The organism is Roseateles rivi, from assembly GCF_043555845.1.
Taxonomy (GTDB): domain Bacteria; phylum Pseudomonadota; class Gammaproteobacteria; order Burkholderiales; family Burkholderiaceae_C; genus Roseateles; species Roseateles rivi.
The window spans coordinates 301,852-322,384 of the sequence record NZ_JBIGHZ010000001.1; the positions used below are offsets into that span (position 1 = coordinate 301,852).

At 59.2% G+C, this 20,533-nt stretch carries 12 protein-coding genes; 11 read left to right on the plus strand and 1 reads right to left on the minus strand.

What is annotated here, in order from left to right; all coding sequences use genetic code 11:
* Positions 1-157 precede the first annotated feature (157 nt).
* From ACG0Z6_RS01360 to ACG0Z6_RS01410, 11 genes are all read left to right on the plus strand, one after another.
* Positions 158-667, plus strand: a complete 510-nt coding sequence (locus ACG0Z6_RS01360; RefSeq protein WP_394458107.1) for a PilN domain-containing protein — start codon at positions 158-160, stop codon at positions 665-667.
* 2 nt (positions 668-669) lie between these two features.
* On the plus strand, positions 670-1,380 hold the full coding sequence (locus tag ACG0Z6_RS01365; RefSeq protein ID WP_394458109.1) for a type IV pilus inner membrane component PilO: 711 nt from the start codon (positions 670-672) through the stop codon (positions 1,378-1,380).
* Positions 1,377-1,925 (plus strand): pilus assembly protein PilP, encoded by a 549-nt coding sequence (locus ACG0Z6_RS01370; protein ID WP_394458111.1) that lies wholly within the window; start codon positions 1,377-1,379, stop codon positions 1,923-1,925. Before ACG0Z6_RS01365 ends, ACG0Z6_RS01370 begins: the two co-directional genes overlap by 4 nt.
* Entirely contained in the window at positions 1,922-4,093 is a 2,172-nt protein-coding gene (locus ACG0Z6_RS01375; RefSeq protein ID WP_394458113.1) for a type IV pilus secretin PilQ, read from the plus strand. Before ACG0Z6_RS01370 ends, ACG0Z6_RS01375 begins: the two co-directional genes overlap by 4 nt.
* A 36-nt stretch (positions 4,094-4,129) precedes the next feature.
* Positions 4,130-6,523, plus strand: a complete 2,394-nt coding sequence (locus ACG0Z6_RS01380; protein WP_394458115.1) for an Ig-like domain-containing protein — start codon at positions 4,130-4,132, stop codon at positions 6,521-6,523.
* 7 nt (positions 6,524-6,530) lie between these two features.
* On the plus strand, positions 6,531-7,103 hold the full coding sequence (locus ACG0Z6_RS01385; RefSeq protein ID WP_394458117.1) for a shikimate kinase: 573 nt from the start codon (positions 6,531-6,533) through the stop codon (positions 7,101-7,103).
* Between the two features lie 34 nt (positions 7,104-7,137).
* Complete coding sequence (gene aroB, locus ACG0Z6_RS01390; protein WP_394458119.1) at positions 7,138-8,241, plus strand: 3-dehydroquinate synthase; 1,104 nt, start codon at positions 7,138-7,140, stop codon at positions 8,239-8,241.
* A 6-nt stretch (positions 8,242-8,247) separates the two neighbouring features.
* A complete protein-coding gene (locus ACG0Z6_RS01395) occupies positions 8,248-9,378 on the plus strand; it encodes a deoxyguanosinetriphosphate triphosphohydrolase (RefSeq protein ID WP_394458121.1) in 1,131 nt (376 codons plus the stop codon).
* A gap of 46 nt (positions 9,379-9,424) precedes the next feature.
* On the plus strand, positions 9,425-10,126 hold the full coding sequence (locus ACG0Z6_RS01400; protein WP_394458123.1) for a transposase: 702 nt from the start codon (positions 9,425-9,427) through the stop codon (positions 10,124-10,126).
* A 120-nt stretch (positions 10,127-10,246) separates the two neighbouring features.
* Positions 10,247-15,100 carry a glutamate synthase-related protein gene (locus ACG0Z6_RS01405; protein ID WP_394458125.1) on the plus strand — a complete coding sequence of 1,618 codons (4,854 nt, stop codon included), beginning with the start codon at positions 10,247-10,249 and terminating at the stop codon, positions 15,098-15,100.
* Positions 15,101-15,123: 23 nt separating this feature from the next.
* The gene (locus tag ACG0Z6_RS01410; RefSeq protein ID WP_394458128.1) at positions 15,124-16,611 is read left to right on the plus strand and encodes a glutamate synthase subunit beta; all 1,488 of its coding nucleotides are present in this window, start codon (positions 15,124-15,126) and stop codon (positions 16,609-16,611) included.
* A 64-nt stretch (positions 16,612-16,675) separates the two neighbouring features.
* On the opposite strand, the gene ACG0Z6_RS01415 is transcribed toward ACG0Z6_RS01410, so the two are convergent.
* On the minus strand, positions 16,676-20,515 hold the full coding sequence (locus ACG0Z6_RS01415; protein ID WP_394458131.1) for a pilus assembly protein: 3,840 nt from the start codon (positions 20,513-20,515) through the stop codon (positions 16,676-16,678).
* Positions 20,516-20,533 lie beyond the last annotated feature (18 nt).

A 20,533-nucleotide genomic window follows, 5' to 3' on the forward strand; every position in this document is an offset into this window, starting at 1 on the left:
AATAAACTTACTGCCCCATCGTGAGGAAATAAAAAAGCAAAAGCAGTCTGCATTTTATGCGACTGTGGGTTTTTCGTTTGTACTCGGCGTTGTGCTTGTTGGGGTGATATATGTTGCCACCCAACACATGATCGAGTCGCAGACGGCGAAAAATCGCATGTTGAAAGAAGAAATTTCCGGTCTGGATGCAAAAATAAAAGACATATCAACGCTGAGTCGAGATTTAGAAGCGCTAAAGGCTCGACAAAAGGCTGTGGAAAGTTTGCAGTCGGATAGAAATACACCGGTTAGGCTGTTGAATGACTTGGCAAAATCCACGCCGGATGGCGTCTACTTGACATCTGTAAAGCAGAGTTCTGAACAAGTTGTCATCGCAGGCGTTGCGACCAGCACGGAACGTGTTTCGGAGTTTCTTCGCGCTGTTGGGGGGGCGGATTCAATAGATGCGCCCGATTTGACAGAAATTAAAGTGGGAAATGTGAGTGCCAATGTTAGAGATCAAAGGCGGCTTTTTGACTTTCATATGAAGGTTCGTATTAAGGCGAACTCACCTCTGCCTGATGCTGGTGTTGGCGGAAAAAAAGATGGAAACAAATACCATCAAACTCGTCAGAAGGCTTCTGGGAAAGCTGCTGAAAAAAGTCATTTAAATACACAAAAGAAATAGATATGTTGACCGGTGCAGACAAGCCTGGAATAAGTCAATACCTGGAAGGTGTGGCTGCCCAATTCCAAGGGCTAAATCCCAAAGAGCCAGGGCAGTGGCCGCCTGCTCCGAAATTCGCAGCCTGCATTGTGGCCGGCGTCGTGGCTTTGATATTCGGGTGGTTTCTCTTGCTTGCTTCCCAGTATGAGTTGCTCAGTGCGGAAGCCACCAAGGAGCCCATACTAAAAAATGAATTTGTCGCGAAATTGAGCCAAGCGGCGAGTTTGTCAGATCTGCGAAAGCAAAAGAGCCAGGTGGAAGAGTATGTCCAGCAGCTGGAAAAGCAGCTTCCTGGCAAGGCGGAAATGGACTCGTTACTCTCGGATATCAACCAGGCCGGTCTGGGGCGCGGTTTGCAAATAGACCTATTCAAGCCCGGTCCTGTGGTGGTGAAAGACTATTACGCAGAGCAACCAATTGAACTCAAGGTGACCGGTCGGTATCATGATTTGGGCGCATTCGCTTCAGATATGGCGAATTTGTCCAGAATTGTGACTTTGCACGACATACAGGTCTCCCAGGTAGCGACCAAAGACGGTTCCGGCCGAGCCGTCGGAAATCCCGGAGTGCTAACGATGGCTGCTGTTGCGCGCACCTATCGGTATTTGGACGCTTCGGAGGTTGAAGAGCAAAAGCGCTTGGTCCGCGAAAGTCTGGCTGGGAAGAAGAAATGAAAAAGGCTTTCTTGCATTCCAAATTCGCAAAGGCTACAGCCTTCGCACTAATTTTGGTGTTAACAGCTTGTTCGGCCGATGATGGCGATTTCAGGCATTGGGTGGAGCAGCAACGCTCCAACGTGAAGTCCGCAGTCCACCCCCTTGAAGCTCCAAAAACTTACAAACCTGTGGCTTACGAGGTCCAAAGCTTGGTCGACCCCTTCAGTGTCCAAAAGCTTGCAGTTGCCTATAAGAACGATACGGTTCATCCGAATTCGCTTCTGGCTTCCGAGATGAAAAGGCGCCGAGAGCCTTTGGAGGCACATCCTTTAGATGGGGTTCAAATGGTAGGTAGCCTGGTAAAGAATGGCAAATACTATGCTCTCCTGAAAGTTGAAGGGCTGCTTTATCAGGTAAAAGTAGGTGACTACTTGGGGCAGAATTTCGGGAAAATTACGACTATTCGCGAAGCTGAATTGTCTCTGCGTGAAATAGTGCAGGATGCTGCTGGGGAGTGGATTGAGCGTAATGCCACATTGCAGCTACAGGAGAAGGGGCAATGAGCTTTAACTACATCAATATAGGGCAACTTGTGCGAAATAAATTAAGCGTTTGGCGAATGCTTCCGCTATTTTTGTTGGTGGCTATTTTTATTTCACAAGAGGCGCTAGCTCAGAACCAAATCCGTTCAATATCGGCCTCGCAAGCCGGCGGTGCTGACGTCGTCCGAGTCGAATTCTCGCAGCCCGTCAAGGATGTCCCGAAGGGCTTTGTGGTTCAGAATCCGCCCAGGGTTGCCATAGATTTGCCCGGTGTCGCAAATTCTATGGGAAAAGGTGTTGTTGAGTTTGGCTTAGGAAATTTAAGGACTGCAACGGTTGCCCAAAACGATGAGAGAACTCGATTGGTGCTTAGCCTGCGTCAGGCAGCGTCGTACCGGTCTGTGCTTGAGGGAAACACCCTGCTGCTCATCTTTGATGCGACAGAGGTTGCGGGGGCCTCATCTGAAGCGTCCCTGCCAGGGGTGACTGGAGCAAAGTGGAAGCCTATTCAAGACATTGATTTTCGAAAAGGCCAAGATGGTGCGGGTCGGGTGATTGTTGGGCTCCCTAGCAGCCAAGTTGGTGTCGACATCCAGCAGCAAGGTCAAAAGCTGGTGATGGAGTTTTCCCGTGTGTTGCTCCCCGCGAATTTGAAGCGTCGTATGGACGTGAGTGACTTCGGGAGTCCGGTGCAAAGTCTTTCGGTCTCTCAAGTTGGCGAAAAGGTGAGGATTGTTGTTGAGCCGAAAGGTTCATGGGAGCACTCCGCATATCAGAGTGACAGCCAGTTCGTGCTCGAGGTCCGCCCCCAAAAGGTGGATCCCAATAAACTGGTTCAAGGGCCTGGATTTTCTGGGGAAAAGCTCAGCCTGAATTTTCAAAGTATCGAGGTCAGGGCGCTACTGCAGGTAATTGCCGATTTCACAAAATTTAACGTTGTCACCAGCGATACGGTGACTGGTTCAATCACCTTGCGTTTGAAAGATGTGCCATGGGACCAAGCCCTCGACATCATCATGCAGGCCAAAGGTTTGGGTCTGCGCAAGGCCGGAAATGTCCTTTGGATAGCACCCAAGGATGAAATCAATGCAAAGGAAAAGGCCGATCTGGAGGCGAAGGCCCAGATTGCCCAAATTGAACCATTGCGTACCCAGGCAATTCAGTTGAACTACACGAAAGCTGAAGAGGTTGCGAAGGGACTTGTTGGCAACGTGGAGGGAACTTCTGGCAACGGTCATCATGCGACTCGATTGCTCTCGCCACGGGGCAGTGTGGTGTTTGAAGCGAGAACGAACCAGCTGTTTATTACTGATACACCTTCCAAGCTGGAGGAAATCAGTGCAATGGTTGGTAAGTTTGATATTCCTATCAGGCAGGTATTGATTGAGGCGCGTATCGTTGAGGCTGACGACAAATTCGGGAGAAGCCTTGGCGTGAAGTTGGGCGGCTCTGATATGCGCGGCTTGCGGTCCGGAATTCCTGGGTATGGGGTGGGTGGGGGTAACTACCTTACCTTGGGGGGGAACTACAATGCTGTTGGCGGGCAGACATTGCAGATGAAGCCCGAAGATATGAAGTATAACGATACCCAGTTTGTCAACTTGCCCGCTGCAGCCTTGGGTGCTGTCGCGCCGGCGAACTTGGCACTTACCCTATTCAGTGCCAGCGCAAACAGATTTTTGAATTTGGAGTTGTCTGCTCTTGAGGCCGACGGAAAAGGAAAGATCGTCTCCAGTCCTCGCATCATTGCAACTGATCAGGCAAAGTCAGAGATTGAGCAAGGGGAGGAAATTCCCTACCAGCAGTCTACTTCGTCAGGCGCGACTTCAATTTCATTCAAAAAGGCTAGCATGCGCCTAGAGGTGACGCCACAGATTACGCCTGAAGGGAACATCATCCTTGATGTTTTTATCACGAAGGATAGTCGCGGTGATCTGACGCCGGCGGGCCCTGCAATCAACACCAAGCGTATAAAAACACAGGTATTGGTTGAGAATGGTGGTACTGTGGTGATTGGTGGAATATTTACTCAGACTGAGGGCGAGACCATAAATAAAGTGCCATTTCTTGGTGATATTCCTGTGGTGGGGAATTTGTTTAAAAACACAGTGCGTTCTATGGATAAGACAGAGTTGCTTGTGTTTTTGACACCCAAAGTGATTTCGGAAAAATTGGCTGTAAAGAAGTGAGTGGCATTTGCCTAGATCAATGCAGGCGGAGGTAGGGTGAAAAATTTATGCAATGGCCGCCTTGATGGCTGGCTCAAAAACTCAGGGCGTTTGCTTGTCGCAATTTTTGCAGGCGCGATGGTGGCGTGTGGTGCGGGTGGTTCGGGTAGTGGCACGTCTGGTTTCGGCGGGGGCAATGGAGGTACTGCGCCCACGGGCTTGGTGGCCTTGAGTGTTGTCACGGATCGGGCTTCGGTGGCAAACAATTCTTCTGACCTTGTGACGGTTACCGTTACGGCGTTGGGGAGCGGCAATTCGGCGTTGACCAATGTTGAGGTTCCGGTGCAATTGCGGGTCGACGACGGCGCAGTGATTACCGCCAGCAAAGGTGTTACCGACAAGGCCACAGGACGCATGACCGCTACAGTGCAATTGGTCGATAGAACAAATCGGACCGTAAAGATTCGTGCGGCAAGCGGAAATGTGACGTCAGAAGCATCGTTCAATGTGGTCGATAGCCTCACTGGAGGCAAGGTTGCTGACCTTGTCATGAGTTTGGACAAACTGAGTGTCGCCAATGACGGAAGCGAGCAAGCAGTCCTTTCGGTGACGAGCCTGGACTCGCAAAGAATCGCCGTTGGTGGCGCTGGTGTTAAGTTTTCGGTAACGGATTCGCAGTCTGCTGCATATGTGGTTCCTGCAGCGTTGGTGACTGATCCGACTACAGGTGTGTTGACCGGCGTTGTGAAAGTCGGCGCCACGGGAGTCAATCGCGACATCGTGCTTGAGGCCAAAAGTGGGACTGTGACCAAGCAATTGACGTTGAGGACGTCCGACCCAATCAAGGGCGCTCCAAATATCAAGCGCTTAACTTTGGTATTGAGCAAGACTAGTATCCAGAATACTGGAAGTGAATTTGTTGAGGCAGTTGCGACAGCTGTCGATGGCTATAGCCAAGTTGTTGCAGGTATTGATGTTCGGTTCTCTGCCAGTAACCAGACGGAAATGGAAGTTGTCAACGCCAAGACTGATGCTAGTGGTAAGGCAAAAGCAATAATTCGCATCGGTGCGGATAAAACTGACCGAATGGTTACTGTGACAGCGTCCACAGCAAGTCTGCCCGATCCTTCTAGTGCGTCCTTCATGATCACAGGGACCAAGCTGACGGGCACTCTGTTGCCGGCAAAAGTCAAGTCCGGAGCACCCGGTGTTGTGGAGTACCAGGTGGTGGATGCGGCCCGCAATCCCATACCGGGAGTCGGTATTTCCGTCAATGGGCCCGCTGGGGATTCTGCGCAGGGTGTATCTGATTCTCAAGGTAAATATACTTACAGATATATTGCAAAAGGCAGTGGTCCGCAGCTGATTTCTGCCGCGGCACCAGGAAATGTATCGATACAGAGTACGGTTCAAGTCGATGCTGCGGTTGCAGTAGTTCCGGACACTGTGTCAATTGCGTCGGCAACATTTACCGCTAGTCCTGTTGTTGTGAAGGTGAACTCGCCTGGCTCCTCAGAGAACAGGGTTGAGTTGCGGGCTCTGTTCAAAGATGCTAATAACGTTCCTATCCCGAACGTTAGGGCGCGATTTGGACTTGGCGCAAATCTGTCGGGTTCTGATGGTGTTGTGAGCTCCGGCGAGGACGAGATCGTTGTCGCAGATAGCTTGGGCGTTGCGCTCTCCAGCTTCGTGCCTGGGCAGCGATCTAGCCCTACCAATCAAGTGCTGATTAGCATGTGCTTTGGAAAGGATGATGCTGTTGAGTCAGTGAAGACCTGCCCTGCCGATAGGCTGAGGAGCACTGCATTGACGGTGGTTGAGGAGCCGGTTTCCATTTCTATCGGTACAAATGAATTGATTGGTATTGGCTCTTCGAAACTTACTTACATCCAAGAATTTACTGTTTTGGTGGTTGATGCTGCCGGACAGCCCAAAGCGGACGTTCAGCTGTCGGCTGTGTTGGATCTGCCAAGTTACGAAAAAGGTCGCTATGTGTATGCCGGTACCGCTTGGGTGCGGAATGCGGCTGCGCAATGCATCAACGAAGACAATAGCGACTCTGGATTCAGAAACAACACGATTGAAACAGTGAATGGTGTTTCTGAGGATGTGAACGGAAACGGTGCGCTTGATCCGCGGAAGTCTGATGTCTCGATCAGCTTTGTTGGCTCCACCAGGACCAACGCCAGCGGGCTCGCGACCCTGCGGATTGAATACCCGATGAGCTTGGGAAGTTGGGTTGAGTATTCTCTTCGCGTCACGGCTTCGGGTGTTGTCAGTCCGCCTGCAATTTGGGGTCGGCAAGCTAAAGTTTCTATCAAGACGGTCAGTGGCTTAGTGGGCACCCCAAGATTCCTTGGTGTTCCTTTGGATGTCATCAAGAATGAGGCCACGCCCCCATTCATGCTGAGTCCATATGGGCTTCTATCGGACTGCACGAATCCAAATTGATCGACCAATGATCAATGAAATTAGGCTTTGCTTGGTTGGCATGCCGGGTGTCGGGAAGTCGACCGCAGGAAGGATGTTGGCCAAGCAGCTTAAGGTTCAGTTCTTTGATAGCGATGCTGTGATAGAACAGCGTTTATGCGGCGAAACCATCAAACAGTTCTTTTCACGTTGCGGCGAAGAGGCATTTCGGGATCTTGAAAGTGAAGTTTTGGCCGAATTGGTCGGCCGAGGTGGCGAGTGGGTGCTTGCGACAGGAGGAGGGGCGGTTTTGCGGGAGCGAAATCGCGAGCTGTTACGTACCCACAGTACGGTGATCTATCTGCGCTCGTCACCAGATGAGATATTTCGTCGCCTGCGAGGTGATACACAGCGTCCTTTGCTGCAAGTGCCCAATCCCCAGCAGAAATTGCGGGACCTGTATGCCCAAAGAGATCCGTTCTACAGACGATGCTCGCACTACGCTGTGGAAACGGGTCGTCCTGCGGTTCACACCCTTTGCAATATGATTTTGATGCAATTGGAGTTGGACGGCTCTATTTCTTCCTCCCGTGTTCCTGCTACGGTTGGTGTGCTGGGTTGATCGGTTTTTTTCCATATTTTGGAAGTCTTGAGCAATGGCTGGACTTGAAGGGTCAATCGCCCTGGTAAGTATTGATCTTCCTGGCCGTGAATACGATATTCACATTGGGTCGGGTTTATTGGGTGATGTGCAGTCGTGGCGCGGTGTTCCCGCTGCCGCCATGGCTGTTGTTGTGACCAATGAGACCGTCGGGCCTTTGTATTTGGAGCAATGTGTTCGTGGGCTGGCTCCGCACTTTCGACGTATCGAGACCATTGCGCTGCCGGATGGTGAGGCGTTCAAGAGTTGGGAGTCCCTTCAGAAGGTGATCGACTTTTTGATTGCCAGAGGGGCCGACCGTAAGACGGTGTTGGTGGCACTCGGTGGAGGGGTCATCGGTGATCTGACTGGTTTCGCTGCGGCTGTGTACATGCGTGGCCTTGCCTTTGTGCAGGTGCCTACGACACTTTTGGCTCAGGTTGATTCTTCAGTCGGAGGCAAGACGGCGATCAACCACCCTTCTGGCAAGAATATGGTGGGAGCCTTTCACCAGCCAGTGAGGGTGATATCGGATCTGTCTTGTTTCGAGACCCTGTCTGCGCGCGAGTTTTCGGCAGGTCTTGCCGAAGTCATCAAGTACGGCCCCATTGCTGATGCGCAGTTCTTTGAATGGCTCGACGGAAATATCGAAGCTTTGATGCGACGCGATGCAGAGGCACTGGCTCATGCGGTGAAGCGAAGCTGCGAAATCAAGGCCGATGTGGTGGCCAAAGATGAGCGTGAGTCCGACTTGCGCGCTATTTTGAATTTCGGGCACACCTTTGGGCATGCGATCGAAACTGGCGTTGGCTATGGCCAATGGTTGCACGGGGAAGCCGTGGCATGCGGCATGGTGATGGCGGCTGACCTTTCGGTTCGCCTGGGCCTGATGCCCGAGCAGTTTGTGACCAAACTTCGCTCATTGATTGAACGTGCCGGCCTGCCTGTGCGTGCGCCCAATATTGGGTTGGACAGATTTGTCGAGCTGATGCGCTTGGACAAGAAGGCTGAGGCCGGGGATATTCGCTTTGTGTTGATTGAGCAGCTTGGCAAGGCCGTGCTGCGCAGTGCTCCCGAGCCCTTGGTGCGAGAGGTGATTGCCGCGCACACCGAGGCCTGACGCGCCATGCAGCGCGCCCCTTACGCGTCCGACCCCTATCGCAGCGCAGGGCGGCGTGTGGCCGAACCCCCGGCGCCCACACGTAGCGAATTTCAACGTGACCGTGACCGCATCGTCCACAGCACGGCATTTCGGCGGCTGGTGTACAAAACCCAGGTCTTCCTGAACCACGAAGGGGACCTGTTTCGGACCCGGCTCACGCATTCCCTGGAGGTGGCGCAGCTCGGGCGCTCTATCGGGCGCAGCCTGGGTCTGGACGAAGATCTCATCGAAACCATCGCGCTGGCCCATGATTTGGGGCATACGCCGTTTGGTCATGCTGGCCAAGATGTGTTGAATGACTGCATGAAGCCCTACGGAGGGTTTGAGCACAATTTGCAGTCCTTGCGCGTGGTGGATTCCCTGGAGCAACGCTACGCGGCTTTTGACGGGCTCAACCTTTGCTTTGAAAGCCGCGAAGGCATCTTGAAGCATTGCTCAAAGGCGGACGCTTTGCGCCTTGAGGCCCAGGAGCCCCAGGGTGTGGCGCACCGGTTTTTGCACGGTGGTCAGCCCAGCTTGGAAGCCCAGCTTTGCAATTTGGCGGACGAGCTGGCTTACAGCGCGCATGATGTGGACGACGGTGTGCGCTCGGGCTTGCTGACCTTGGAGCAGCTGGAAGACGTGCCCTTGGTCCAGCACTACTTGCGTGAAACGCTGGCCGAATACCCGGCCTTGCAAGGGCGTCGATTGCTCAGCGAAACCATTCGCAGAATGCTGTCGCAACAGGTCTATGACGTGATTGACACCACGCGTGCAGCCCTGGCCCACGCCGCGCCAGCGGACGCCGATGCTGTGCGCAAACTGCCGCGCTTGGTTCGCTTCAGCGAATCCATGCGCACCGCCAGCGCCGAATTGAAGCGCTTTTTGTTTGCCAACCTCTACCGAAACCCGCAGGTGCACGACAAGCGCCTGCGCGCCGAGCAGGTGCTGCGTGAGTTGTTCGAGCACTATCTTGCACACCCCGACCAGCTCAAGCTGGATGTGCAAGGTGCCGTTGATCACCCGCGTGCTTGTGCCGACTACATCGCGGGCATGACCGACCGCTACGCGCTGCGGGAACACGAGCGGCTCACGGGCAAGCGGCTTTTGGGTTAACGGCGCGCTCGCATAATGGGGACAGATTCCAATCGCAGGATTCCCCATGGCCCGATTGCCCCGCTTGGCTTTTGCCAAACACTGCCACTACTTGATTCACCGCGGTCACAACGGCGCTGAGATTGTTCGGGACGAACAAGACGCACAGCAGCTGATGGCCGTGTTGCGTGACACAGCTCAGCTGCATGCCGTCACTGTGCATGCCTATGCCGTGCTACCAAAGCAACTGCACATCTTGGCCACACCGGACACAGCAGAGGGTCTCAGTGGCTGGATGCAAGCATTGGGGCGCCGCTATGTGGCCTATTTCAACGGCAAACACGGGCGACGGGGTACTTTGTGGGACGGCCGCTTTCGTGCCGCGCCCATCGATGCGCGTCATTACGCCCTGGCGGTGATGCGCAGCATCGAGCTCTGCCCAGTGTGGGAGGGCTTGGTGGCGGCTCCTGAGCACTATGGCTGGTCCTCCTGCGCACACCATCTGGGGCGCCAGCGCGACCCTTTAGTCACCGATGCCGCGGAATTTTGGGCCCTGGGCAACACGCCTTTTGAGCGCGAGCTGGCGTGGCAGCAGTGGCTGCAAGAGGGCGAGTCCAGCGCCCAGCGGCAGCGGCATGTGGAGGCTGCGCTCAAAGGCTGGGCGCTGGGAACCGAGCCCTTTCTGACGCAGCTGGCCTTGACGGGAGGTCGCCCTCTACAGCCCAGGCCTAGGGGACGACCGCGCAAGGATGAGTCTGTCCCTAAATAACTTCTGCTTAAAGTTGACTTGCAAACACAAAGGGTCTGACCCCAATTAATTTGTCTTGCTGCTCATGGTGCGCTGCACTAAATTGGGTTTATTCAGAACTCAGTGTGTCGGAGGCTACCCATGTCGGCAGCGATTCCCCAGGGCCATCAGGCCGCAAAGCAGGAGCTGGAAGTATTGGCGTCCACCCAGGCCACAGCCGCCGAGCGGGCTGCGCTGGGGCGCGATGGGCTCTACCAAGCGCAGTCAGAAAAAGACGCCTGCGGTCTGGGCTTTGTGGCGCATATCAAGGGGGTCAAGTCCCACTCCATCATTGAGCAGGGCCTGAAGATTCTGGAGAACCTGGACCACCGCGGCGCCGTGGGCGCGGACCCCTTGATGGGCGATGGGGCGGGCATCCTGATCCAAATCCCCGACGCGCTCTACCGCGAGGACATGGCACGCAACGGCGTGGCGCCCGATGGCAGCCTGGGCGTGGCGCTGCCGCCCTTGGGGGAGTATGGCGTGGGCATGATTTTCCTGCCCAAGGAACACGCCTCGCGCCTGGCTTGCGAGCAGGAGCTGGCGCGGGCGGTGCGTGCTGAAGGCCAGGTGTTGCTGGGTTGGCGCGATGTGCCGGTGGACCGGGACATGCCCATGAGCCCGCTGGTGCGGGACAAGGAGCCGGTGATTCGCCAGATCTTCATCGGGCGGGGGCCCGATGTCATCGTGCCCGATGCGCTGGAGCGCAAGCTCTACGTCATCCGCAAAACGGCTTCCAGCGCCATCCAGGCGCTGCACCTGACGCACAGCCGCGAGTACTACGTGCCCAGCATGAGTTGCCGCACAGTCATCTACAAAGGCCTGCTGCTGGCCGACCAGGTGGGCAGCTATTACCGTGATTTGGCCGACCCGCGCGCCGTCTCGGCCATCGCCTTGGTGCACCAGCGTTTTTCCACCAACACCTTCCCCGAGTGGCCGTTGGCCCACCCCTACCGCATGGTGGCGCACAACGGCGAGATCAACACCGTCAAGGGCAACTTCAACTGGATGCGTGCCCGTGAGGGCGTGATGAAGTCGCCCGTGCTGGGTGAAGACCTGAAGAAGCTCTACCCCATCAGCTTTGAGCACCAGTCCGACACCGCGACTTTTGACAACGCCCTGGAGCTGCTGACCATGGCGGGCTATCCGTTGGCCCATGCCGCCATGATGATGATCCCCGAGGCCTGGGAGCAGCACGAGGGCATGGACGAGCGCCGCCGTGCCTTCTACGAATACCACGCCGCCATGATGGAGCCCTGGGACGGGCCGGCCGCCATGGTCTTTACCGATGGGCGCCAAGTCTGCGCGGCGCTGGACCGTAACGGCCTACGCCCGGCGCGCTATTGCGTGACGGACGACGACCTCGTGGTGCTGGCCTCCGAATCCGGCGTCTTGCCCTTTGCTGAGAGCAAGATCGTCAAGAAGTGGCGCCTGCAGCCGGGCAAGATGTTCCTCATCGACTTGGAGCAAGGCCGCATCGTCGACGACGAGGAGCTGAAGAACCAATACGCCAACGCGCGGCCCTACCGGCAGTGGATTGAAAACGTGCGCGTCAAGCTCGACGCCATTGCCTGCGCCGAGCCCGCTCAGGCGCCAGGGGTGGGTGCTGATTTGCTCAAGCGTCAGCAGGCCTTTGGCTTCACGCAGGAAGACTTGAAATTCCTGCTGCAGCCCATGGCACAGCAGGGTGAGGAGGCCATTGGCTCCATGGGCAACGACTCGCCCCTGGCCGTGTTGTCCGACAAAAACAAGCCCCTCTACAACTACTTCAAGCAGCTGTTTGCGCAGGTCACCAACCCGCCCATTGACCCGATACGCGAAGCCATCGTGATGTCGCTCAACAGCTTTGTGGGCCCCAAGCCCAATCTGCTGGACATCAACGCCGTGAACCCGCCCATGCGGCTGGAGGTGGGGCAACCGGTGCTGGACTTTGCCGACATGGCGCGGCTGCGCGCCATTGAGGGCCACACCCGTGGCAAGTTCAAGGCCTATGAGCTGGACATCACCTACCCGCGCCCCTGGGGGCGTGAGGGCGTGGAGGCACAGCTTGCATCGCTGTGCGCTTCAGCGGTGGACGCCATCAAGACCGGCCACAACATCTTGATCTTGAGTGACCGCGCCCTGGCCGCGCAGCGCGTGGCCATTCCGGCACTGCTGGCGCTGTCGGCCGTGCATCACCACCTGGTGCGCGAGGGCCTGCGCACCACGGCGGGCTTGGTGGTGGAAACCGGCACGGCGCGCGAGGTGCACCACTTCGCCGTGCTGGCGGGCTTTGGCGCTGAGGCCGTGCACCCCTATCTGACCATGGAGACCCTGGCCGACGCTGCCGCGCAGTGGGGCCTGACGCCGCAAAAAGCCATTGCCAACTACATCAAGGCAGTGGGCAAGGGGCTGTCCAAGATCATGTCCAAGATGGGCATCTCCACCTATATGTCGTACTGCGGCGCGCAGATCTTCGAAGCGATTGGGCTGCGCAGCGAGTTTGTCGAGAAGTACTTCCGCGGCACACCCACGCAGGTGGGCGGTATTGGCGTGTTCGAGGTAGCGCAAGAGGCCATTCGCCTGCACGAAGCCGCGTTTGGCAACGCGCAAGGCCAGCGCGACCCGGTGCTGGAGAGCATGCTGGACGCCGGGGGCGAATACGCTTGGCGCACGCGCGGCGAAGAGCATATGTGGACGCCCGACGCCATTGCCAAGCTGCAGCACAGCACGCGTTCCAACCGCTTTGAGACCTACAAGGAATACGCGCAAATCATCAACGACCAAAGCCGCCGCCACATGACGCTGCGCGGCTTGTTTGAGTTCCGCTTCGACCCCTCGCAAGCGATCGCGCTGGACGAGGTCGAGCCGGCCGCAGAAATCGTCAAACGCTTTGCCACGGGCGCCATGTCGCTGGGCTCCATTTCCACCGAGGCCCATGCCACGCTGGCCGTGGCCATGAACCGCATCGGCGGCAAGAGTAACACCGGCGAGGGCGGCGAGGACCCAGCGCGCTACCGCAACGAACTCAAGGGCATTCCCATCCACAGCGGCACCAAGCTCTCAGACGTGGTGGGCAGCCATGTGGTGGAGGCCGACTACGAGCTGCAGGCCGGAGACTCGCTGCGCTCGCGCATCAAGCAGGTGGCTTCGGGGCGGTTCGGCGTCACGGCCGAGTACCTCGTGAGCGCCGATCAAATCCAGATCAAGATGGCCCAGGGCGCCAAGCCCGGTGAGGGCGGTCAGCTGCCTGGCGGCAAGGTGTCCGAGTACATCGGCTTTTTGCGCTACTCGGTGCCGGGCGTGGGCTTGATCAGCCCGCCGCCGCACCACGACATCTACTCCATCGAAGACCTGGCTCAGCTCATTCATGATCTGAAGAACGTCAACCCGCGCGCCGACATCTCGGTCAAGCTGGTGTCCGAAGTCGGTGTGGGCACCATCGCTGCGGGCGTGGCCAAGGCCAAGGCCGACCACATCGTGATTGCCGGGCACGACGGTGGCACGGGTGCCTCGCCCTGGAGCTCCATCAAGCACGCGGGCACGCCCTGGGAACTGGGCTTGGCCGAGGCGCAACAAACCCTGGTGCTCAACCGCCTGCGCGGCCGTGTGCGCGTGCAGGCCGATGGCCAGATGAAGACCGGGCGCGACGTGGTGATTGCCGCTTTGCTCGGGGCTGACGAGGTGGGCTTTGCCACCGCGCCGCTGGTGGTGGAGGGCTGCATCATGATGCGCAAATGCCACCTCAACACCTGCCCCGTGGGTGTGGCCACGCAGGACCCCGAACTGCGCCGCAAGTTCGCAGGCAAGCCTGAACACGTGGTGAACTACTTCTTCTTCGTGGCCGAAGAGGCGCGCCAAATCATGGCGCAGCTGGGTATTCGCAAGTTCGAAGACTTGGTGGGGCGCGCCGATTTGCTGGACACCAAAAAAGGCATCAGCCACTGGAAGGCCAAGGGCTTGGACTTCAGCCGCGTCTTCCACCGCCCGACCCTGCCGGCGGAAGTGGCCCGCCGCCACCAGGACCGCCAGGACCACGGCTTGGAGCGGGCGCTGGACGTGAAGCTCATCGAGAAGTGCCTGCCTGCATTCGAGCGCGGCGAGAAGGTGCAGTTCATGGAGCAGGTCAGCAATGTGCGCCGCACCGTGGGCGCCATGCTCAGCGGTGAGCTGGTGCGCCGCCTGCCGCAAGGCTTGCCGGACCACAGCGTCTTCATCCAGATGGAAGGCACGGGCGGGCAGAGCTTTGGTGCTTTCCTGGCGCAGGGGCTCACGCTCTACCTGATTGGCGACGCCAACGACTACACCGGCAAGGGCCTCTCGGGCGGCCGGGTGGTGGTGCGCCCCTCCATCGAGTTCCGCGGTGAGGCCACGCACAACATCATCGTCGGCAACACGGTGCTTTACGGCGCCACGCGCGGCGAGGCCTTCTTCCGTGGCGTGGCGGGCGAGCGCTTTGCGGTGCGCTTGTCTGGCGCCAGCGCTGTGGTGGAGGGTACGGGCGACCATGGCTGCGAGTACATGACCGGCGGCACGGTGGTGGTGCTGGGCAAGACCGGGCGCAACTTTGCCGCGGGCATGAGCGGCGGCCTGGCCTTTGTGTACGACGAAGATGGCGACTTCGCCAAACGCTGCAACAAGTCCATGGTGGCCCTGGGCCCCTTGCTGCCTGCGGCCGAACAGGAAGCGCTGCAAGACCGCTCGACCTGGCACCGTCTCAGCCCACAGGCCGAGGCGCTCAGCGATGAGGCCATCGTCAAGAAGCTGGTGGAAGACCACCACCGCTGGACTGGCAGCACGCGTGCGCGCCACATCCTGGACCACTGGGCCGAATCGCGTGCGCGCTTCGTCAAGGTGTTCCCGCATGAGTACCGCCGCGCGCTGGGCGAGCTGCACGCTGCACGCGAGGCCGCACAGGCCATCGCCCACACCAGCGACAGCGCCCGCGCTGCAGCCAAGCCCACCACCCGCGTCTGACCCGATCAAGGAGCCTACACATCATGGGAAAAGTCACCGGCTTCATGGAGTACGAGCGGCTGGAAGAGGGCTATGCCCCGGTCGCCAAGCGCGTGAAGAACTACAAAGAGTTCGTCATCGGCCTCAATGCCGAACAGGCCCAGCAACAAGGCGCGCGCTGCATGGACTGCGGCACGCCGTTTTGCAACAACGGCTGCCCGGTCAACAACGTCATTCCTGACTTCAACGACTTGGTCTACCGCGGCAGTGCCCAAGACTGGGAGCTGGCGCTGCAGGTGCTGCACAGCACCAACAACTTCCCGGAGTTCACCGGGCGCATCTGCCCCGCGCCGTGCGAGGCGGCCTGCACGCTCAACATCAACAACGACGCCGTGGGCATCAAGTCTATCGAGCACGCCATCATCGACCGCGGCTGGGCCGAGGGCTGGGTGCGCCCGCAGCCGCCCGCTCAGCTCAGCGGCAAGCGTGTGGCCGTGGTCGGCTCAGGGCCTGCGGGCCTGGCGGCAGCGCAGCAGCTGGCGCGCGCTGGCCATGCGGTGACGGTGTTTGAGAAGAACAGCCGCGTGGGCGGGCTGCTGCGCTATGGCATTCCGGACTTCAAGCTGGAGAAGTCGCACATCGACCGGCGCGTGGCGCAGATGCAGGCCGAGGGTGTGGTGTTTCGCACCGGCGTGCTGGTGGGGGAATGGCCGGCCGACAGCAAGGTCACCAACCACGCGCAGGAGCAGGTGTCGGCACAGGCCCTGCTGCAGGAGTTCGACGCCGTGCTGCTGGCCGGTGGCGCCGAGCAGTCACGCGATTTGCCCATTCCCGGGCGTGATCTTGAGGGCGTGCACTTCGCCATGGAGTTGTTGCCACAGCAAAACCAGGCCAATGCGGGCGACAAGCTCAAAGCCCCGATTCGCGCCGATGGCAAGCGCGTGGTGGTGATTGGCGGTGGCGACACCGGCAGCGATTGCGTGGGCACCAGCAACCGCCACGGGGCTGTGAGCGTGACGCAGTTTGAACTCATGCCACGCCCGCCCGAGCAGGAAGACAAACCGCTGACCTGGCCCTACTGGCCGTTGAAGCTGCGCACCTCCTCCAGCCACGACGAAGGTTGTGAGCGCACTTTTGGCATTGCCACCAAGGCCTTTTTGCCCGGCAAGGGCAAAGACAAAAACCGTGTGGCTGCGCTGCAGACGGTGCGCGTGCAGTGGAGCGGGGGCAAGATGAGCGAGGTCGAGGGCAGCGAGGAACTCATCCCCGCCGACCTGGTCTTCCTGGCCATGGGATTTGTGGCCCCCGTGGGCCAGGTGCTGCAGGCTTTTGGCGTGAGCCAGGACCCACGTGGCAATGCCCGCGCCAGCACGGCCGAGCAGGGCGGCTACGCCACCGATGTGCCCAAGGTCTTTGCGGCGGGGGATATGCGCCGTGGCCAGTCGCTGGTGGTGTGGGCCATTCGTGAAGGCCGCCAAGCCGCGCGCGCGGTGGACGCCTTCCTGATGGGCCATAGCCAACTGCCGCGCTGAAGGCGCCGACGCGCGGCAGTGGGGCCCACAAGGGCTGACCTGCCGCGCGCGCCGCTGCGCCCGCTCAGTTCGGCAGGGGCACCTGACGCCAGTTCAAACGCCGCAGCGGCGGGGTTTCGTTGAAGGTGCCGGAGATGGTTCCGGTTCGCCCCTGGTCGTTGCCCACAATCAAGGTGGCCAGGCCTTCTACGCTCAAGAAGTGCAGGTCGGTCACCACGCTGTCCACGCTGGCATAGGGCACTCTGGAGGCCCCGCTCAACAAGGCGGTTTGCCCACTGCCCAGCTCGATGGCAAAGACGCGGCTGCTGCCCGAGGGCTGGCAGACGTCCGCCGTGCTGGGCATCATGGGGGCGAAGGCGACAGCGCCGAAGAAGGACACAGGGTCTGACACCAAGCGCCAGCCGCTGCCTTGGCCAAAGCTGTCCAAGTCGATGTACCAGCCGCGCTCGGTGGCGTCGTTGAAGATGTGTTTTTGTGTCAAATCGCTGAGGTGGCGCAGGTCTCTGGGGCGCAGTGGATAGCTCATGCCCTGCGGAAGCTCGTCCTCCTTGACGTAGTAAGACCCGTAGCCATCGAAGATGGCAAAAAAGCGCTGCTGTTGGGTGCTGTTCATGTCGCTGGGGTCCAGCAACTTGCCTGTACCCACGGTGACATAGCGGCGGTTGCTGCCCGGTAGCAGCACCACCAAAGGGCGGCTGGTGACGGGCAAGGGGCGGCCGTCCTGGTCTTCCAATGCCGCCAGGTGCACAGGGCTGGGGTAGTCGCCATCAGCATCGGTGAGGTCAAAGCGCCAGAGGTTGCCTTTGAGGTCGCCGACATAGGCCGTCTCGGCTTCACGGCTGCCGAAGTCAGGCAAGTAGGCTTGCACGGCGGAGATGGCCGCTGGTGCGGCTGGGGTGCCCACCACATGCGTGTTGCCTGTGGTGGTGGCCTGAATCTTTTTCAGCAGCCCGCCGGTGCGCGCGTCCAGCACGTAGAGGTAGCCCTGACCATCCGGATTGTTGTGGCCCGAACCCAGCAGCACCACCCACCCATGCGCTTTGGTTTTGACCACAAGGGGCTCGCCATAGGTGTAGCCCAAGTCGGGGTCGGTGAATTCCCACAGCGCCAGGGCGGCGGCATCGGCCTCGCTGCTGATGGCTGTGGGGTTGGTGATGTCCAGGGCATAGATGCTGCGCCCACCCTTGCCCAAGCCGCCGACCAGCAGGGTGCGCCAATCTCCGCTGCTGCGCCCGCCGCTGACGGTGTTGGCCAGGTCAAGGTCTACGGCCACCGGGGTGGCGTCCACATAGGCGCGGTGGGTGTAGTCGGTGCGTGCCAAGGCGGCCAAGCCATCAATTTGAGGTGTGTTGCTGGGGCCGTTGAACACGGCCGATGGCAGGTAGGCAAAGAGTTCACGGCCACCGCCGTTGGCAACGTCAAGATCACCCTGTATGGCGTGCAGCATGCCGCCGTTGGAGGCCACATAGACCACGGTTTTGCGCCCTGCCCATGTGGCGCGGAACTGCGAATAGCCAGGGTTGGCGGTGTTGTCATAGGGCGCTTGCGGTGGGCCAACGACGCGAATCTTGGCGTTGACCACATCGCCCAGCAGCTTGTTGCGGTTGCGGTAGCCACCCGCGTTGTCGGTGCTGGGCAGTCGCGACGCTTCCTTGCTGCGGTCGCCGCGCAGGTAGTTGAGGAAGTCTGCTGCGTCATTGCCCGCGCGGGCTGAGGTGTCCAGCGCTGCTTGCTGCGCGCTGCTGAGTTGGTTGAGCCGCAGCGGCACGCCTTGGCGTCGTTGGGGGTTGTAGCTGAAGAGGCGTCGTCGCGTATCCCACCCACGCCCAGCGTCGGCGGTGGTCAATGCATTGAGCTGTTCAGAGAAATTCCAACGGAAGGCGTTGGTGGGGGCGCCAGACTGGGGGTCGAAGGACAGGCTGCTGGCGCTGAGCTCGCTGCTCCAGTTCTCAGCGTCGTACTGCGTGCTGTAGCTGGCTGTGCCGCTTTGCGTCACCTGAGGCGCTGACAACGAGAAGGACGTGGTGTAGGCCTTCATGGCCAGGGACATGCGCTCAAAGGCGTCGTGCAGGCTCTTGACCATCAAGTCGGCACGCGACGCCACAAAGAAGGTGTCCGGCTTGGGGTCGTTGGTCAGGGGCAGCAGCTCGGTGGTGGTGCGCCACCACTCAGGCGGGATGTCGGTGCTGCGTGCCAGGGGGTCAAAACCGTCGGGCACATTGAAGCCACCGTATTTGGCTGCGGCATAAAACTGGTGGTTGCCCGTGGCGCTTTTGAGGCTGCCGTTTTCCATGACGTCAATCCAATAGGTCTGCAGCGACTGGCGGCCTTTGGATTTGGCGACGTTGTCGGCGCTGCCATCGGGCTTTTTGCTAGGGCGCAAATCCATGGTGTTGGCGTAATAGGCCAGCCCTGCGATAAGAGCACCGTTGCCATTGCAGCAACCCAGGGGCGAGCGTTCGCCCAGGGTTGTACCCGTGTAGCCCTGAAGGGCACCCACCTTGTTGGTCCAGGCCACGGCATTGAGTGGCACAAAAGCTTGCGTGCGGTCGTCCCAATAGCGGTCACTCGCGACTTCCGAGGGCTTGCTTGGTTCGTTGCTGCCGGTGGCGCCAGGCAGGTTGCGGTCGGCATGGGTGTTGACATCCCCGATGCCCAACACGAAGTTGCGCTGGCAGGCGTATTGAATCGGGTCGTCCCATTGGCGTTGGGCAGGGAAGCCGTCAAGCCATGCGGCTTTTGTCGCTGCACTTTGCCCGCCCATGTCCGTCCACGCCGCCACATTGCCGACGTTGCGGAAATAGCGCAGCACGGCGTAGTAGAGCTCCGAGACCGGGTCAAAGGACTTGTAGTTGCCGGTGTTCAGCATCCCGAACATGTTCAGGTAGTTGATGACACCACTGCTGCTTACAGTGACACCAAAGTTGGCCTGGGTGGTGGCCACATCCGCGGGCGAGGGGTTGGAGACAATCTTGCCGTCAAAGGCGCTCCACTCGGCCAAGGCATTGGCCTGGACCACCCCGCCGGGCACGGGGTGGTTGGGGCCGACAAAGCGTTGGCTGGCGCGCAGCACCCCGCCGTCGCGCGCGAGTCGACTGTCGTTGAGGTAGCCAAAGGCACTGAAGCGCATGCGGTCGGAGTACTCCTGAATCAGCCCCTCTGGCCGGTAGTCCCCCGAGGGGTAGCGCACGCAGTTGCGCTCCAAGCCGCCAGCGTTGTCGGCGGGGTTGCACACCCGCACCCGCACAAAGGCCTCATAGCTTTGGTTGGCGGCAGTCGTGCTGCCGTTGTAGGCCACCGCGGTGTTGATGGCAGCGTTGGTGAAGCTAAATCGGAACTTGAACCCCAAGCCTCCGGACTGCACGCGAATGCCTGATGCATCAAAGGGGGTGGCCTCAGCGACGCCGTTGGTGGTCCAGCTGGTCTTTCCGCCCCCCTGGCCGGAGGCCCAGGCTCTTTGCAGCAGCGTGATGCTGTCTTGCCGCACCCGAGCTCCGCCAGTGAGCGCCTGGCGAAACGGGTCGATGGTGTGCATCGTGGCCCAGTTGAGGAAGTTGCCGCTCCACTTGCCAGCGCAGCGGTGCTTGTTGGCTTGCCCGGCGGGGTCGAAGTAGTTGTCCGCCGAATTGGCGTCGCCGCCCCAGTTGTAGCGGTAGCACTTGTTGGCGTCGAAGTAGCCGATGTATTCGTTGTCCGGGTTGTAGCCCCCCAAGGCCGCCGGGTAGGCGGGGCTCAGGGCTGTGGGCCACTCCACCGACAGCGCCAACGCGACATTGCCGGGCACTTTGACGGATGTGAACACCGGGCCATCGGCCAGCGCCGTTTGCGCTGCGGCGCCCAGCGACAGCCCAGCGCCCAGCGCCGCGACGCAGCCAAGCCAAGGGGAGATGCGGGGTGACTTCATATCGGCATTGGGCGCACG

What these genes read in the sequence shown, in the direction of transcription:
- ACG0Z6_RS01360 (WP_394458107.1), top strand. Translation starts at nt 158, where the DNA reads ATGTTGAAAGAAGAAATTTCCGGTCTGGATGCAAAAATAAAAGACATA.
- ACG0Z6_RS01365 (WP_394458109.1), top strand. Translation starts at nt 670, where the DNA reads ATGTTGACCGGTGCAGACAAGCCTGGAATAAGTCAATACCTGGAAGGT.
- ACG0Z6_RS01370 (WP_394458111.1), top strand. Translation starts at nt 1,377, where the DNA reads ATGAAAAAGGCTTTCTTGCATTCCAAATTCGCAAAGGCTACAGCCTTC.
- ACG0Z6_RS01375 (WP_394458113.1), top strand. Translation starts at nt 1,922, where the DNA reads ATGAGCTTTAACTACATCAATATAGGGCAACTTGTGCGAAATAAATTA.
- ACG0Z6_RS01385 (WP_394458117.1), top strand. Translation starts at nt 6,531, where the DNA reads ATGATCAATGAAATTAGGCTTTGCTTGGTTGGCATGCCGGGTGTCGGG.
- aroB (WP_394458119.1), top strand. Translation starts at nt 7,138, where the DNA reads ATGGCTGGACTTGAAGGGTCAATCGCCCTGGTAAGTATTGATCTTCCT.
- ACG0Z6_RS01395 (WP_394458121.1), top strand. Translation starts at nt 8,248, where the DNA reads ATGCAGCGCGCCCCTTACGCGTCCGACCCCTATCGCAGCGCAGGGCGG.
- ACG0Z6_RS01400 (WP_394458123.1), top strand. Translation starts at nt 9,425, where the DNA reads ATGGCCCGATTGCCCCGCTTGGCTTTTGCCAAACACTGCCACTACTTG.
- ACG0Z6_RS01405 (WP_394458125.1), top strand. Translation starts at nt 10,247, where the DNA reads ATGTCGGCAGCGATTCCCCAGGGCCATCAGGCCGCAAAGCAGGAGCTG.
- ACG0Z6_RS01410 (WP_394458128.1), top strand. Translation starts at nt 15,124, where the DNA reads ATGGGAAAAGTCACCGGCTTCATGGAGTACGAGCGGCTGGAAGAGGGC.
- ACG0Z6_RS01415 (WP_394458131.1), bottom strand. Translation starts at nt 20,515, where the DNA reads ATGAAGTCACCCCGCATCTCCCCTTGGCTTGGCTGCGTCGCGGCGCTG.